Here is a 16476-nt window from a genome sequence, read left to right on the forward strand (position 1 = left end):
CCTGATTAAAATTCAATCTTCAAAGCGTAGTGATTAGAAGTTCATGCTAAGTTCTAAACCGTAGGAACGCAGTGCCGAGGGGTGAACAAACGAGCCGCCGAATTCTGGCGCTGGGATCACCTCTTGCAAATAAGCCTCGTTAGTTAAGTTTTTGCCCCACAATGCGACCGTCCACATTTCACCTTCTATGGAAATGCGAGCGTTAATGGTGTTATAAGCATCACGCTCAGCATTAGTGAAGTTTTGCGAGTGAGGGCCGGGAGGAACGCCGCCGCCTAACGTGCCGAAGTAATCCCAGATAGTCGGCGTTTCTTCACCTTGTAGCGTGTGGAAATTGGTTTCCCCTACATATTGATAATCAACTCGTGTGGCAAGTAGTAAGTCACCGGTAATCTCGTGCTCGTAAGAAATACCTAGGGTGTAAGAAGATTTGGGAGTTTGTGGCGCTTCATTACCTTCTGAAAGTGGTCTATTTTTGTTCTCAATGATTTCACTATCAATAAGCCCCATTCCTCCGAAGACAGTGAGGTTGTCGTTAACCCGGTAATTCACGTCCATTTCAAAGCCTTGAATTTCTAACTCATCAATGGTGGTAACCGCTCTTAATAAGCCAAACGGGCCAGCGAAGAACTCAAAGAACTGATTGTCTTCAACTTTGGTGTGGAACACCGCACTATTCACTTTTAATCGGTTGTCTAAAAACGTTCCCTTGCCACCAAATTCAATACTTGTGGTAATTTCTTTATCATAGTTATCGGGTACGATAAGTTGAGCGTCAACCGCATCACCGGGTGTACCGTTTCCACTTGCATTGAACCAAAAATCTAAGGTGGCTTCAGTGCCAATAGAATTAAACCCACCACTTCTAAAACCAACGCCATAACTGGCATAAAGGTTTATGGCATCGCTCGCTTCGTAACTAACAGTTAGCTTTGGCTGCCACTGACTATAGCTTTGATCACGATCGGGAATACCATCAGGATTGTCCGTAAATGCGGGGTTGATAGGCCCTACTACACCGTCGACAATGGTATTCACATTAAAGCCAGAGGCAGATACATTGGGTACATTGTTTGACACTTCTCGCGACTCGTTGTCATACCTGAGTGCGAAAGACACTTCCCACTTGTCGTTAACGTCGTACTCAAGTTGGCCGAACGTAGATAGCACCGTGGTCGAAAACGTATCATCAAACAGTAAGTCTGTAGGGTTAGGTCCGTCTGCCGGAACGTATGCCTGACGTAAGAAGCCTTGCCCTAAATCAGCACCATAGGCTACGACAACATCTCTATCTATATTGGCGAAATAGACACCCGCTATCCATTGCAAGGGCGAATCTGTGTCGTTCGATGTAAATCTAATTTCTCCGCTGTAATCTTGCTGGTTTCTTTCTTGATATTGATAACCGTCACACGAAGTCGGCGTATAAGGTCCATATACGCCTTGAAAATCTTGTCCTGGCGGAAGGACTACAAAAGGAGAGAGGAAATCGCCAAATAAGTCGCTTCTTCCCGCGCCACCAAAATCGGTAGGAAGGTTATTTAATGTGGCACGATCGGTTTGACATTGTTCTGTAAGTTCATAGCCATAAAATGAAGCGCTTGTGCCATCTGATAACAGATATTCTTCTAAATTGTTGTACGCAATCACGGTAGAGACATCAAATCCCTCGCCGCGCCAATCGGCTTTCAACGAAAGCTCTGTGGTCTTTTGTTCATTTTCACCAGGTACATTGAAAGCAAAAATAAACTCATGATCATTTACATCTTCGAAAAATGCATCTTGTCCAAAATCTTCTACAAAACTAGGAAGTCCAAACACAGCATTGAAATTTATTGCACCGCCTTTCGCCTCGCTGTACGAGCCGCGAAGATCGTAAGTAAGGGCATCTGACGCTTCCCAAATAAGCCGCCCTCTAACCGACGTATCTTCTAAGTAATCTACCGCGTCATCACGCCCAAGATATACATTTTCATAAAAGCCATCAGTGGTTGAATGTGCAACCACAATGCGCCCAAATACATTGTCAGCAAGTGGCCCAGTAAGCATTCCTGAATACTTCTGTGAATTGTTATTACCAAAGCCACCTTCAATTCTGGCTTCCACCACGTCTGAGGGCTTTTCTGTTGTTATCAGAATGGCACCGGCAACCGCATTTCTGCCATATAGCGCCCCTTGCGGCCCTTTTAAGACTTCAATTTGGGCTATGTCGGTCAGGTCTCCGTTAAAACTATTCGGGTTAGTCTGCAATACCCCATCCACGACATACGCAAACGTAGACTCTGCATCGCGTGTAGAAGTAATTCCCCGGATATTTACCTGCGTATCACCTACGTTGGCCGAATCAACAATACTTACGTTTGGAATTAGACTAATAAAATCGGAAGGACGATCTACCCCCGCAGCCTCTAATTCCCTTGCCGACAACGCCGTTACTGCAATCGGAACTTCCTGAATACTTTCAGGGCGCTTTCGTGAAATACTAATAATTTCGACGGGGTCAGACGTTATCTGCTTTTCTTCTTGTGCAAAAGCAGGAGCGGCTGAAATTCCTATGGTTAATCCAAGCGACACTTGCAATGCTAAATATGTTTTTCCGGTGGTTTCCATGACTATCTCCGAACACTAATTATTGTTGTGATTTAATGTTTTTAACCTTCGCCACAATGTGGTTTGGCTAATTCCTAAGTCCTGAGCTGCTTTACGTTTATCACCCTTCCATCGCGCCAATGCGGCTAGAATGAGTTCATTTTCTTTTATTTTTATTATTCCTTTGTCGGGCAAAATAGGCTGACGCCCCCCGCTTAACTCTGGCGCAATTTGAGGTAATGCTGTTTGCAATCGACCAAGGTCGTTTACGGTATGAAGATAAGCCACCACGCGCTCTAACACGTTTTCTAACTCGCGTATATTTCCCGGCCAGTTGTGCGCAGTTAAACTGTCGTTGAGATGTTCAAGAATGGCTGAAGGGCTGTGTGAAACCCCATAACGATTTAGTAGCTTTTCAAGCTTGTGCGCGGCAATGTGAAGAATATCGACGGGGCGCTCGCGCAAAGGAGGAATAGAGATATTGAATACATTGAGTCGATAGTAGAGATCTTCACGAAACGCGCCTTCATTGACCATTTCAGATAACGAACGGTTTGAAGCGGCGATCAGTTTCAAATCAACTTCTCGCTCTTGGTTTCCCCCCAAAGGACGGTAGCTTCTTTCTTGTAGAAACCTTAGCAACTTAGCCTGTTGATCGAGGGCCAGTTCGCTAATTTCATCGAGAAAAAGGGCGCCGTTCTCGGCTTCCTCTATTAATCCTTTGCGGCCACCTCGTTTTGAGCCTGTATACGCACCATCTTGATGTCCGAACAATTCACCTTCAAACAATTCAGATGGGATAGCGCTGCAGTTAAGGGCAACAAACTTGCCACTTGCATAAGGCCCTTGATGATGTATTTGTCTGGCAACTAACTCCTTCCCCGTACCCGACTCTCCAAACAGCAATACGTTACTTGGCGATGTTGAAAACGCCTTTACCTGCTGTAACACAGCTTCAATCTCGTTAGATTGGTAGACTAGATCGTGGCGAGGCGATGCCGCTTGCTTCGAAGGCGTTTTTTTAAGTTTTTTCCGGTAAAGTTGGTAAACAAATTTACTGTTACTGCCTTCTGATAACGTGTCTAAATGAAACCACCATTCCTCGCCGTTAATTTCGCATTCGCCATCGGTTTCGCGTTTTCCAGCACTTGGGTGAATAAGGGCATCTAAATCGACTTCTGCATTTGTGCTTAGATTTAAGTGATGCTTGGCAGCGCTATTAAGGGTTAAGGCATCATCGCTCTCATCTACCATAATGATGGGCGTTTGAGACTTAGTAAGTAACCACGATACCAACGCTTGTTCTTTGGCTAACAAACGGGCTTGCTTAGCCTCGTCAATGGCGCTTTGAAGGGTTTTTCTACAAGAACGTTCTGTATAAATTAAGAACGAAGGAATGCCTTTGCTATTCGCTAAACCACATACCAAGCTAGCGCCCACTACTGCTATGCCTTTAGATTGGCTGGCAATGTGAAATTGCTCTCTTGCTTGATCGGCCGTTAAGTAAATCGACTCTACAATATCGATATTAAGGTGGGAATCGGCAAATTTTGCAGCGCACGATGCTTGGGCAAAAGAAATGATGTGAATTGACTTTGAGACCTTAGAGGCTTTTTCAACCGCTTCGAATACGTCCCATTCAGTTGTCTGCATCGATACCACAGGAATAGATAACGCAGATTGCAGGTATCGCGCATTTGAACCTGCGCTGACTATTACATCAGGGTCAAATTCTGAAATATGCTGTTGAATTTCTTTCGTACTTCCAACGATAGAATCTACAATCTTAAATTGCGCTTCACCAACGTATTCAGGTAGCACGCTGCCCACCAGCTGGCTAAATTCGTTATAGCCAACGATAAGGATACGAAGTTGAGGTTGCGCCAATCTTACCGATTTCACGTTGTTGTTTTCCATCACATTTCTCCAATAGGTTGCCCCATGAAGTAACGTGAATTTTTATTATAGTTACACTGGCTATTGCACCAGTTGTGCCAACTTAATAAAAAAACAGTGTGCGGTAGGTTTCACGGGGGCTGTATAATAATCAAGCTCCCAGTGTAGGCATATCGATGAGATAATAACCAGCATTAATATTTCAAAATGAAATAAATAAATTTCAATATGAAATATTAATGTGAGTTCAAATGTTAGTGTGGGTATAAATATTAATGCTCTTCACAAAGTTGCAGTATTGGACCGAAATCATAATCTAATGAAATATCTTGCACATGCCAGTTAGCCAACCCTTTACGCATTTGTCCATTACGAGGGTTTCCCGCTAATCCATCGAGTGTTTTTGAAAGATCGTCAGTACCAAATGAAATAAGAAAAACTCCCTCTCCTTTCTCTTCTAAAATAGACGCGATAATGCCGTTTTTATCGGTTGGACTGACAAATACAAGCCAAGTATCGCCTAATTGGAAACGCGCCGAATTAGCCCCACGACTAGAGAGCGGCTCAAATATAGGTTGGCTATCGGTGACTTTAGCGAATGCCGCTACTGCTTTATCTAACTCTCTGACTAGAAAGTTAATGTGATGTATGTTTTTTACCATAGAGAAGCGCTCCTACGTTATTTGATATAGAGAAATTGTTGTCATTTTAGTATTGTGCCCACCTTCTTTTTTGCTATTGACTCAAGCGGGTAACCGAAATGCGTTTATTACATCTAATAATAATAAGTCTAATCAGGCAAACCGGTGTTTAAAGCAGTAGTTGTACTAAAATTAGTACGACTACCCATGCAATATGGCAAAAAAAAACAGCGCTGGATATGCTCACAGCGCTGTTTATAGGAAGTAATATTGCCCTGCTAAAAGGCTTGTATAGCAAGTGCAGCAGATGCCACTTATTTAGCAGGCCTTTGGCCCGTTAAAATGTGTAAGAAAGGCTCACTTTCGCGTTTCTTGGCGCACCGTAATAACCTACCGTACTCAAGCTAGTGATGTATTTCTCATCGGTAATATTGTTAACGTTAACCTGTGCACTTAATGCATCGGAAATCTGCCAATTAACAAAGGCATTGGCCAGTAAATAAGCGCCTTGTTTTACATTACTGGTGGTATTTTCCGTTTCAGAACGCCATTTTGCCGACATTCCCATGCTTAGATCTTCATTTATTTTGTAGTCGGCAATGAGATTTACCACATTTCTAGGGGCCCACAAATTAGTGTCGGCACCGTCGTCGTCTTCTACATCGACCCTAGCGTAGGCAAAGTGTACAGTGAGTGCGTCAGTAACATTGCCGACGACTTCTACTTCAAAGCCTTCTGATTGCACGTTAGTACCCGTGTAATAATAGTTACCGGTGTCGAGGTTTACGCCGGCGTATTCGGCAAGTCCATCTTGCTCGGCGGCATAAAGTGCAAAGGTGGTAACAAGCTTTTTGTCTAACCAGCTGGCTTTTACGCCGATTTCGGTATTTACGCCCTTGGTAGGATCAATAAAGTAACCGTCGTAATTGTACTCTTCTTGCGGCTGATAAATATTTGAGTAACTAACATAGCCGTTTACGTTATCGGTGATAGACCATGTGGCACCGATATACGGGCTAATTTCACTTTCGTCGTTATCGATTTCTACACCGCTTGCGGTGCCTTCGCGAGTATATTTGATGGCATTGAAGCCCACGACCATTAATAAATTATCGCTGAGGTTAAGACGAGTAGAGCCGTAGTAGCGGTTAAGGGTAACGTCGATATCAGAGTATTTGCTTTTTTCTGACCATACTGGTTCATCAATTGCGTCAAGCGCATAAGGAAACGCTGGGGTTAAACCATAGATAGCATAAGATTCTTCAGCTACGGGATAGGAAGTACCAATATCTGTACTGCGCGACGAGCTGATCCCGAACACCGCTTCGTGAGTGTTGCCAAAGAGGGTAAATTCGCCCATTGCTGTGATATCGATTAGGTCAGAATCAAAATCTGAGCCGTAGCGCCCAGGGTAACCGTACAAGCCTAAACCGGTGTCTTTGTCTATGGTACCGTAAACGTAAAACAGTTTACTTTTGTCTTCGAAATTACGCACATTGTAGGTGGCTTTTACTTCCCAGTTGTTGTCAAAAGTATAGGCGTACTCGACAAAGGCCGTGGTGTTGATCGTATCCCACATGGTCCATTCTTGTGCCGTGGTGGCACTCACGTCCCATTCAGCCTGGGTGCCATCGGTGTAGTTGTACACCAAAGCTCCCCACATATTGCCATCGGTGTTGGCATCTTGATACGACACTCCCATGGTCAAAATGGAGTTATCGGTAATTTGGCCGTCAACAACGCCATACACAAAAACGCGATCGTTTTCTAAACCGTCTAGATAGGATCCTTTGTCTTCGGCGGCAACCATAACGCGACCGGCCCACTTACCATCGTCGGTTAGCAAGGTGGAGTAATCAGCCTCTATGCGTTTAAAGTCGAAGGAGCCCCCCGCGATATTGATTTCACCTTGAGTATCATTGGTTGGGCGTTTGCGCACATAGTTAATAGTACCGGCAGAGTTACCCACGCCGGTTAATAAGCCGTTGGCACCCCGAATCACTTCAATTTCTTCATAGCCGTAGGCATCTTGTGCGCCGGTGACAATTCCCCAACTATTTGGCATACCAATACCATCGATTTGCGTATTTCTAATTTCAAAGCCACGGGAGGTGTAATTGGTACGGTTTGTCTCCCACTCTTCTACATTTAAACCTGGGGCCATTTTTAACGCATCGTTTAAATTAAAGGCTGCATAATTTTGCAATTGTTCACTGGTAATTATGCTAATCGATTGGGGTGTTTCGTTTAACTCCATGGTTAAACCTGTGGCCCCACGGCTATAGCGCTCGGAGCGAACGCCAAGAATGAGGATTTGCTCTACGTCATCCTCGCTAACTTGGGCGTCGTCAACGACGTCGTTTTCTTGAGCGGCAGCGTGAAAACCCATCGCTAACATTAATGCAGACAATGTGAATTTGAGTTTCATTATTGAACAACCTTTTGTATGTACTTCGCGTTTCGACCATCGAAGGTTTGTTGAGTGTTATGTAGTGGTAGCAAGACATTAGGTACACAGATACCCGTATCAGCTAGGTGCTGGGCATATTACGCCACCACCAACACATATGCAAATGATAAGCATTGCTGTTTAGTTTAGATTTTCACCATGAATATGGCTGTGTTGAGTGATTACGACAGTGGTTGCTGTTGACTTACAAGGTATGGATATTAGGTATTTTTAAGACATATCCAAATTAGCTGAAAATTTTTTAATCGCTCATAAAATCAGCAGAAAGCCAATTTAGATCGCTTGCGTTCAATTGCTAACCCCTTAATTTTCTCATACTATCAATTTGTTCACATACAGAGATTAACCATGGCCGATGATATTTTGATCATTCAAGAGGTCGCCACCTATCTAAAGCTAAATAAAAAGACTGCATATCGACTTGTAAGTGAAGTTAAATTGCCTGCTTTTAAGGGAGGTGGAAGTTGGTGCTTTAAGCGTGTAGATTTGGAAAAGTCGATTGAAGAACAAAAACAAAAATAAGGCCGTTATATGATCCTTAGTTATCAAGAATTCATGCGCCCCTTTCTCGAAATTGCTCATCAAGCTAATGGCAAAGAAGTTAGGTTACGCGATGTGATAAATCAATTAGCTGGTAAGTTCTGTCTATCCGAGGCTGAACGTGAAGAGAAATTACCAAGCGGCAAACAATCCATTCTTGATAACCGTGTTGGCTGGGCTAAAACCTACCTTACAAAAGCAGGTTTGCTTGAAACCACACGACGCACGCATTTTTTAAACACTGCTCGCGGAATTTCAGCTCTGCAAGATCCTAACACTAGAATTAACAATGAGTACCTTAAGCAATTCGATGAATCTGTCTCATTTAAGCAAAAGACAAATGAATTAGATACGCCTAGCGTTGAGTCAGAATCAGACAAAGACATCTCATCCGATGAAGCACTACGTTCAGCGTATAAGAGAATTAACGATGCCTTGGCGCAAGATATTCTCGATAGTACCCGTAAAGTCACCCTTGCCTTTTTTGAGGACTTGCTCATAGAGCTACTCATCGCCATGGGCTATGGCGGTACAGGCGAAGGTGCTGCCCATGCGTTAGGTAAAACGGGAGACAGTGGTGTAGATGGTGTTATAGACCAAGATCCATTAGGTGTTGATCAAATTTATATCCAAGCCAAACGTTATGCCGAAGGCAATAATGTAAGTGCTGGTGACATCCGAGACTTTTTTGGAGCGCTAAATCTCAAAAAAGCGCAAAAAGGTATATTTATTACCACCTCAGATTTCACTTCATCAGCCATCGAAACCGCTCAAATTTTAGGTACTCGTATTGTACTTATCAACGGCACTGGATTAGCCAAGCTTATGCTGCGATACAACATCGGCAGCCGAGACGAACAGGTATTGAACCTGAAAAAAATAGACGAAGAATTTTTTGAAATATAATTTTAAAAATAAGTAACGGATTAGAAGTAAAAAATATAGGACAGCAATTTTTAAAAGAGCTTGATCAAAAGCTATGGGCTGCCGCAGATAAATTACGTAATAACCTCTATGCGACCAAAATAACTTGACCACTATAGACAGCTGATAAATATCACAGAAACCATTGTTCTGTGGTAACAATTGATACATAAAAAATACTGATCAATACGTGCAAATAAATGGATTAGATAATGCGATATGAAAACTTGAGTCCGTCACCATCTTCACTGATAGAGTCTCTTCGAGATATTGGTTACTCTATGGAGACAGCCTTAGCAGATGTAATCGACAACTCAATCACTGCCAAAGCAAAGAAAATAAATATCGATTTTTCATGGAACGATGGTTTACCTTGGCTCGCCATTCAAGATGATGGTTGTGGCATGTCCTACGAAACCTTGCTTTTAGCCATGAAGTTAGGAAGTTTTAATCCTCTTGATGAACGTAAAGCGCATGATTTGGGCCGATTTGGCCTAGGATTGAAAACGGCGACATTCTCACAGTGCAGAAAGCTTACGGTCATATCTAAAAAACAAGGCACTGTCCGCGCTATGGAATGGGATTTGGATGTAATAAAGGATAATCCAGAACAAGGTTGGCGGGTAAGCATACTTGAAGAGTCAGATCTTGAACTAATTAAAGAGATTCCAAATTTAATTACAGCTCTTAACGAACAGGAAAGCGGAACTATTGTGCTGTGGAGGAAGTTAGACCGTTTGGACGACTTTGACTCCTTAAAAGTAAGAGAAAAGAAATTAAATGAATTAATTGACCATTCAAGAAATCATTTAGAGTTGATTTTTCATAGGTTCTTGGCTGCTGGGCCGGGTAAACAATCTTTAAAAATTTCAATTAATAGCGATCCTTTGATTGCGAAAGATCCATTCAATATTTCCAGCAATGCAACTATTGAACTTCCTTCTCAAATTATTCAGGTTGATTCTAAAAAGATTCAAGTTCAACCGTATGTGTTACCTCACTACACAAAAGTATCTGCTGAAGAATATGAAAAATATGCAGGAGACGGTGGCTACCTGCATAATCAGGGCTTTTACGTATACAGGAATAAACGCCTAATAATAAAAAGCACTTGGTTTAGGCTTATGCCGAAAGAAGAGCTTACTAAACTTATAAGAGTTCGCGTAGATATTCCAAACTCTTTAGATCATATTTGGAAAATAGATGTTAAAAAATCAAATGCAAGCCCTCCAGAAGCAGTAAAACGAGGGTTAAAGCAAATAATTTCTGAAGTAGAATATTCTGGGAAGCGAGTATTCAAGCAAAAAGGGTATAAATTAGAGTCCCAGATTCTCGAACCCTTTTGGCATCGCACGTTTAGTTCTGGCAAAGTCAGTTATCTCATTAACAGGAAACATCCGATGATAATGTCGATAACAAACCAACTAGATACTCAGTCCAACACTAGCCTCTCAGCTATTCTAAAATCGATAGAAGCATCATTTCCCTCTGATTTGTATTTTAACGATTTTGCGAACTCCCCTGAAAGCATCGACAAGCCAGTGGTTGACGAAGATGAACTAAAAGGAATCATTAATATGTTCTATCCACTATTTAAGGCTGAAAATTTAGACAAAGATAAAATAATTTCAAAGCTTTTACAAATAGAACCAATGGCATCAAATCAAAAGGCCACCGCTAAAATAATAGAACAAATGGAAGTTGAACTATGACTGATATATCGAAGTTAAATCAAATAGAAGACTTAACTGAAAAGTTTTTAATCGTTCAGTTAGGTGAAAGAAACCTTGAAAATATCACTCGTGAGCAAATTTTTGCTGCTGTTAAAATGATGGCACAGAATCTAAGTGTTACTAATACAGAAGAATTGAATTTCATTACATCAAAACTGGAGGAGCGGTTTGATATAAGCATGGAGCTAGGTGTTGCGTTCGAAGCTGAAGACTACACCCCTTGGTTGGAAGAGCATAGGGGTGATATATCTTGGTTTTTTTGGGAGAGGTACAAACGACATCTCACAAACTCAGGGTTTCCCCCCAAGGTTATTACACAACTAGATCTTGTTACAGATAAAATATTGGACCATCTTGAATACCCTAAAAAAACTGGGGACTGGTCCCGTAAGGGTCTAGTGGTCGGGCATGTGCAATCTGGAAAAACAGCTAACTATACGGGAGTTATCAACAAAGCTGCTGATGCCGGTTACAAAGTAATAATCGTTCTAGCTGGCATCTTAAGTGCGCTACGGAGCCAAACTCAAGAAAGAATTGATGAAGGTTTTATTGGAGTAGATAGTTCAACACAATTAGATAATATACCTCTCAAAAAGAGGTTGGTTGGAGTAGGCGAATATTCTCACGAAAACGTTCCAGTTTCATTTACTACAACTGTTCATGACTTTAAGAACACTATAGCTCAACAAATACGCTCTGGAATTGGTAACTTTAATCAACCTGTCGTTCTTGTAATTAAGAAAAATAAGTCAATACTCCAAAATCTCATTAATTGGTTGAATAACAATAATCTAGATTTAGGCCAATTCCCATTTTTACTGATCGATGATGAAGCAGACCATGCCTCAATAAATACCAACAAAGAAGATAAAGATGCTACCGCAATAAATAGTAAAATAAGAGAGTTATTAAAACTGTTCCGCCAGAATATGTATCTTGGATACACAGCAACACCCTTTGCAAATATATTTATAGATCCTGATAGCAATGATAAGATGATTGGGGATGAGCTATTTCCACGAGACTTCATTATAAGCTTAGATGCCCCAACTAATTACGTTGGCTCAAAAAGAATATTCAGTTCAGACTCAGATTTGGATATGGTTAGGGAGATTAACGACTTTGAAGATTTGATTCCCGCATCTCATAAAAAAGACGAATATCCCATAGCCCTACCACGTTCTCTAGAGGAAGCGATACGAATATTTATATTAGTACGAGCAATTAGAATATTAAGGAATCAGGAAACTAAGAATAACTCTATGCTAATCAATGTGAGTCGTTTCACAGACATTCAAAGTCATGTTAAATTGCAGGTTCATGAATACGTCAATGAAATGCGTACAAGCATCATAAACAATTATGCTTTAGATACTCACCGCGCACTCAAAAACAACTTTATAAAAGATTTAAAAAAATCTTTTGACAAAGAGTTCACAAGTGTTGAATTCTCTTGGGAGCTTATTCAAAAAAATCTAAAAAAAGCTGTATCTCCAGTCAAAACAATTGAGGTGAATGCATCAAAAAGCTCTGAACCGCTAGACTATAGTAAAGAAAGGTATCCCAATGGAAGGAGTATTATCGCTGTAGGAGGATTAAGTTTATCAAGAGGGCTTACACTTGAGGGACTAACCGTCAGTTACTTCATTAGAAATACTCAAATGTATGACACCTTAATGCAGATGGGACGATGGTTTGGGTATCGTGATGGTTATGAAGATTTATGCAGACTTTATATGCCAAGTGACGCGATATCTTGGTATCAGCACATATCGGATGTAACCGAAGAGTTAAGAGATGAATTTAAAAGAATGGAGAATGCAAAATTGACGCCGGAAGAATTCGGTTTATGTGTTAGGAGCCATCCTGAATCACTTATAGTCACTGCAAGGAACAAAATGCGGTCAGGCACCAATGTTTTGCGTCAAATAAGCCTTCATGGAAGACATATTGAAACGACTGTTCTTGCGACATCAGAAGTAGCAATAGAGAATAATTTAACATCTCTTCTTACACTAGCTAAAAGTTTACTGGCTAACTATCAACTAGAACCATCATCAAATAGTAATTACTTGTTCAACCATATACCTGATAGCTATATCAAGCGTTTTATCCAGAGTTTTTCGAATCACCCCGGTTCAAATTTGACAGAACATAAACCGATAATAGATTTCATCAGTAAGCTCAATACAACTTGGAATGTGCAATTTATCAGCAATTCGAAACCTCATGATGAGAAAAAAATACTAATTCTCGCAGACATGATGAAAATTGCTCCAGTGCTAAGGACAGTAGTCAAATATACAAATAACTCTATAACATCTAATAAAAGACGGTTTAGTTCTCCGTCTTGGGAGAGAGCAGGAATCGAACCAGTAATCCTCAAAAATCTTCAGAGCACGGAATCGCTTAGTGGCAAAAATCTCAGAAAAGTTAGAGAGCGACCATTACTTTCACTTTACTTAATAGACTGCGTCACAAATGATGATGAGAGGGTATTCAAAAACGATTCTGCCGTAGCGTGGAGTATTAGTTTTCCCGGGGAAACTGGAACTGGCAAGCCAGAGGATTTGGTTGAGTATGTTGTTAACACTACATGGTGGAATCAGGAGTTTGGAACTCTGTTAGATGAAGAGGAACCAATCGATGAATAACCCGTGGGAACATATTAAAACACCCAAATCAGATCTATCAGCTCGTCGCATTGATCACAAACACCCTTTAGATATTTACTGGGCGAAAGACAGAGCGGGTAAATACCTTTTTGTTTGCAAATTAACTGACAAATGCAAACTCCCCCCAAAGTTTCCAGCGCTATTTGGAATTGAAGTTACTTCAATTCCTGATAATAAACAGTTAGTTCTGACGTTAAAAAAATCGAGTGACTGGGAATTATTTTTCTCACTATGTAATGACATAATTTCCGCGACAAGAGCGCTTGAGCCGTCAGCAATTGTCTCGGTTATATTTCGTAGAATTGAACGGTGGCGCGAGTTCTTAAAGCAGGACAGAGAAAAGCTCCTAAGCGAAAGAAAAATCAAAGGATTAATTGGAGAGTTAATATATCTACAAGATTTCGTTTCACCGAAATTCGGCATTGCCAAAGCTATTGAATTTTGGACTGGACCAGAAGGCAGTACACAAGATTTCAGCATTAATAACACAGCAATTGAAGTGAAGTGCCAAGACGGAACTTCTTCACCAAAGGTAAGGATTTCTTCTCCTCAGCAACTTTGCGGTCAACTGGGTAGGCTATTTCTATTTGTCGTTACTTTAGGAAGGACCGAACCAGAAGCATCTAATGCTATCACTTTGCCCTTTTTAATTTCAAAAATTCAGCAAAAATTAATCACCGCCGGCTACACACAACAATTAGAAAGACTTCAAGATATATTGCTTGAAATAGGATACACCTACAGTGATGAGTATTTCTCGTACTGCTACATTGTTTCATCTAAAAAGTTTTATGAGGTAAAGGACGGTTTTCCCCGACTGAATCTTTCTGATATTCCTAGTGGCTTATCCAATATAACGTTTGATCTTGAGTTAATAGCTTGCGAACCTTTTTTAACGGATGAATCATGGATGGAAGACATATGAGCCTCAGTAACTTTTACACGAAATTTATGCAAGATATCTACAGCGAAGCGGAAGTAGACAGCAAATTCAATGAGCCTGTCTTCGTAGAAAAAATTTGTGACTATTTGGTTGAACAGGCTGTCATAGAGAACTATTCAGTTTGTAGCTATAAAAAAGAAACATTAGGTTTAAAAGTAGATGCTTGGCATCATAACAATGATAATGGAACACTAACTCTTATAGTTTCACATTATGGTGATCAATTAGAGAGGTTAACTACCTCTTTAGCTTTACAAATTTCCAAGAGGCCCGTTCGCTTTTTCGAGCGTTGCTTAGATATCTCATTTATGGAGTCGATGGAAGAAAGTGATCTAGTCTATCCTCTCGTGAGAAATATTTCTCTGAAGTCTTCGACAATATCTGGTGTCAAAGTAATAATCATTACTAACACTGAAATTAGTAAATCGATTAAGAGCATACCTGCGACTCAAGTAAGCGAACTAAATGTAGCGTTCGATATTTGGGACATCGAAAGAATCTACCGGCTCGATTCCTCTAACTTAGGAAAGGAAGCAATAGAGATAGATTTTGCTAATGAATTCGGAAAATGTCTACCTTGCTTAAAAGCATTCTCTGAATCTGACAAATTTCAATCATATTTGTTGGCTTTACCGGGTGACCTGTTATCAAAATTGTACGACAAGTACACTGAGAGGCTTTTGGAGCAAAACGTTAGAACCTTTTTGCAATTTAAAGGGAAAGTTAATAAGGGAATGAGAAACACTATCATTAATGAGCCAAATATGTTTTTTGCGTTCAATAATGGGCTAACCGCAACCGCAGAAGAAATAGAAACTATAGAAAAGAGCGGTATTTCATTAATTTCAAAACTAAAAAACCTACAAATAGTTAACGGTGGGCAGACCACAGCCGCAGTCTATAACACTTTGAAAAAAGAAAAGGCCGATTTATCCCAAGTTTTCATTCAAGTAAAACTTACCATAGTCCCGCCGGAAAACGTCGAAGATATTGTTCCAAAGATATCTGAGTATGCAAATACTCAAAACAAGGTCAACGCCGCAGACTTCTTTTCAAATAGTCCGTTTCATTGGCGCTTTGAAGAATTATCAAGGAGAGTTTGGGCATCATCTATTGACGGCGGGCTTCAAGAAACACATTGGTTCTACGAACGCGCTCGAGGCCAGTATATGACCGCAAAAACGAAACTCACGCCAGCTGAGCAGAAAAAATTTGAGAAAATTAACCCTAAGAACCAGATGATAACGAAGACAGACCTCGCAAAGTTCTATAACTCGTGGGATAAAGTACCATACATAGTAAGTTTGGGAGCCCAGAAAAACTTTGGTAAGTTTGCTGATTCGATGACCAGTCAATGGGAAAAAAGTGAAGCTCAATTTAACGAGATGTTTTTTAAAGAGTCTATTGCAAAAGCCATAATATTTAAAAATTTAGACCGTAATATCATGAAGCAAGACTGGTATGGCGGTTATAAGGCTAATATAGTTACTTATACTATTGCGAAGTTCCGTGATTTAACAGATAGAGCTAATAAACAGCTTGATCTAATCTCAGTATGGAGGCTGCAAAAGCTTCCGGAAGAGCTATTACGGAACTTATTGGAGATTGCTGAGGTCGTGAACGATGTAATAAAAAGCACACCAACTCATGTGACCAATATAGGTGAATGGTGTAAAAAGGAAGATTGTTGGAAAAATGTTGTTAAATCATCAGCTATATTGAACGGAGATGTTGAACAATTCCTCATAGACCCTAATGAAGCAAAGGAACAAAGAAAAGATGCTGTAGCGATTCAGTCCATCGACAATGGTATTGAAGCTCAAAAATACGTTTTCGACAAAAGCAGCATGTACTGGAAACAAATCATAGAGTGGAACAAGTCGTCATTTGCTCTAAGCCATAAAGAAAAGAGCATATTAGACATAGCTGCTTCCATACCGTCTAAAATTCCTACTGAGAAGCAATGCCTGTCCTTATTAGATATAGAAAAAAAGGCATTTGAAGAAGGGTTTTATATTTAATTTCTATCCGCTCTAATATTCTTATAAGATTTTCTAAGTTCTTG

Annotated in this window: 10 protein-coding genes; 6 read left to right on the forward strand and 4 right to left on the reverse strand. The window is 40.6% G+C overall.

The annotated features are described in order from the left end of the window. Positions 1-33 precede the first annotated feature (33 nt). From KO501_RS14080 to KO501_RS14095, 4 genes are all read right to left on the reverse strand, one after another. Positions 34-2610 (reverse strand): TonB-dependent receptor, encoded by a 2577-nt coding sequence (locus KO501_RS14080; protein ID WP_216030301.1) that lies wholly within the window; start codon positions 2608-2610, stop codon positions 34-36. 15 nt (positions 2611-2625) lie between these two features. Further along, positions 2626-4506 (reverse strand): sigma 54-interacting transcriptional regulator, encoded by a 1881-nt coding sequence (locus tag KO501_RS14085; RefSeq protein WP_216030302.1) that lies wholly within the window; start codon positions 4504-4506, stop codon positions 2626-2628. A 251-nt stretch (positions 4507-4757) separates the two neighbouring features. Continuing rightward, positions 4758-5147 (reverse strand): hypothetical protein, encoded by a 390-nt coding sequence (locus tag KO501_RS14090; protein WP_216030303.1) that lies wholly within the window; start codon positions 5145-5147, stop codon positions 4758-4760. A gap of 316 nt (positions 5148-5463) precedes the next feature. Next, positions 5464-7554 (reverse strand): TonB-dependent siderophore receptor, encoded by a 2091-nt coding sequence (locus KO501_RS14095; RefSeq protein ID WP_216030304.1) that lies wholly within the window; start codon positions 7552-7554, stop codon positions 5464-5466. A 390-nt stretch (positions 7555-7944) separates the two neighbouring features. On the opposite strand from KO501_RS14095, the gene KO501_RS14100 reads away from it, so the two are divergent. The 6 genes from KO501_RS14100 to KO501_RS14125 all read left to right on the forward strand — a co-directional run bounded on the left by KO501_RS14100 (position 7945) and on the right by KO501_RS14125 (position 16432). After that, a complete protein-coding gene (locus KO501_RS14100; protein ID WP_216030305.1) occupies positions 7945-8118 on the forward strand; it encodes a helix-turn-helix domain-containing protein in 174 nt (57 codons plus the stop codon). 9 nt (positions 8119-8127) lie between these two features. Further along, entirely contained in the window at positions 8128-9042 is a 915-nt protein-coding gene (locus tag KO501_RS14105; protein ID WP_216030306.1) for a restriction endonuclease, read from the forward strand. A 299-nt stretch (positions 9043-9341) separates the two neighbouring features. Then, positions 9342-10772: an ATP-binding protein gene (locus KO501_RS14110; protein WP_216030307.1), complete on the forward strand. Its 1431-nt coding sequence runs from the start codon at positions 9342-9344 to the stop codon at positions 10770-10772. After that, positions 10769-13447 (forward strand): Z1 domain-containing protein, encoded by a 2679-nt coding sequence (locus tag KO501_RS14115; RefSeq protein WP_216030308.1) that lies wholly within the window; start codon positions 10769-10771, stop codon positions 13445-13447. The genes KO501_RS14110 and KO501_RS14115 overlap by 4 nt, the downstream gene beginning before the upstream one ends. After that, a complete protein-coding gene (locus KO501_RS14120) occupies positions 13440-14393 on the forward strand; it encodes a PD-(D/E)XK motif protein (RefSeq protein WP_216030309.1) in 954 nt (317 codons plus the stop codon). Before KO501_RS14115 ends, KO501_RS14120 begins: the two co-directional genes overlap by 8 nt. Next, a complete protein-coding gene (locus tag KO501_RS14125; protein WP_216030310.1) occupies positions 14390-16432 on the forward strand; it encodes an AIPR family protein in 2043 nt (680 codons plus the stop codon). Before KO501_RS14120 ends, KO501_RS14125 begins: the two co-directional genes overlap by 4 nt. Positions 16433-16476: the final 44 nt, after the last annotated feature.

This window comes from Alteromonas sp. C1M14 (assembly GCF_018860965.1).
Classification (GTDB): domain Bacteria; phylum Pseudomonadota; class Gammaproteobacteria; order Enterobacterales; family Alteromonadaceae; genus Alteromonas.

What these genes read in the sequence shown, in the direction of transcription:
- KO501_RS14080 (WP_216030301.1), bottom strand. Translation starts at nt 2,610, where the DNA reads ATGGAAACCACCGGAAAAACATATTTAGCATTGCAAGTGTCGCTTGGA.
- KO501_RS14085 (WP_216030302.1), bottom strand. Translation starts at nt 4,506, where the DNA reads ATGGAAAACAACAACGTGAAATCGGTAAGATTGGCGCAACCTCAACTT.
- KO501_RS14090 (WP_216030303.1), bottom strand. Translation starts at nt 5,147, where the DNA reads ATGGTAAAAAACATACATCACATTAACTTTCTAGTCAGAGAGTTAGAT.
- KO501_RS14095 (WP_216030304.1), bottom strand. Translation starts at nt 7,554, where the DNA reads ATGAAACTCAAATTCACATTGTCTGCATTAATGTTAGCGATGGGTTTT.
- KO501_RS14100 (WP_216030305.1), top strand. Translation starts at nt 7,945, where the DNA reads ATGGCCGATGATATTTTGATCATTCAAGAGGTCGCCACCTATCTAAAG.
- KO501_RS14105 (WP_216030306.1), top strand. Translation starts at nt 8,128, where the DNA reads ATGATCCTTAGTTATCAAGAATTCATGCGCCCCTTTCTCGAAATTGCT.
- KO501_RS14110 (WP_216030307.1), top strand. Translation starts at nt 9,342, where the DNA reads ATGGAGACAGCCTTAGCAGATGTAATCGACAACTCAATCACTGCCAAA.
- KO501_RS14115 (WP_216030308.1), top strand. Translation starts at nt 10,769, where the DNA reads ATGACTGATATATCGAAGTTAAATCAAATAGAAGACTTAACTGAAAAG.
- KO501_RS14120 (WP_216030309.1), top strand. Translation starts at nt 13,440, where the DNA reads ATGAATAACCCGTGGGAACATATTAAAACACCCAAATCAGATCTATCA.
- KO501_RS14125 (WP_216030310.1), top strand. Translation starts at nt 14,390, where the DNA reads ATGAGCCTCAGTAACTTTTACACGAAATTTATGCAAGATATCTACAGC.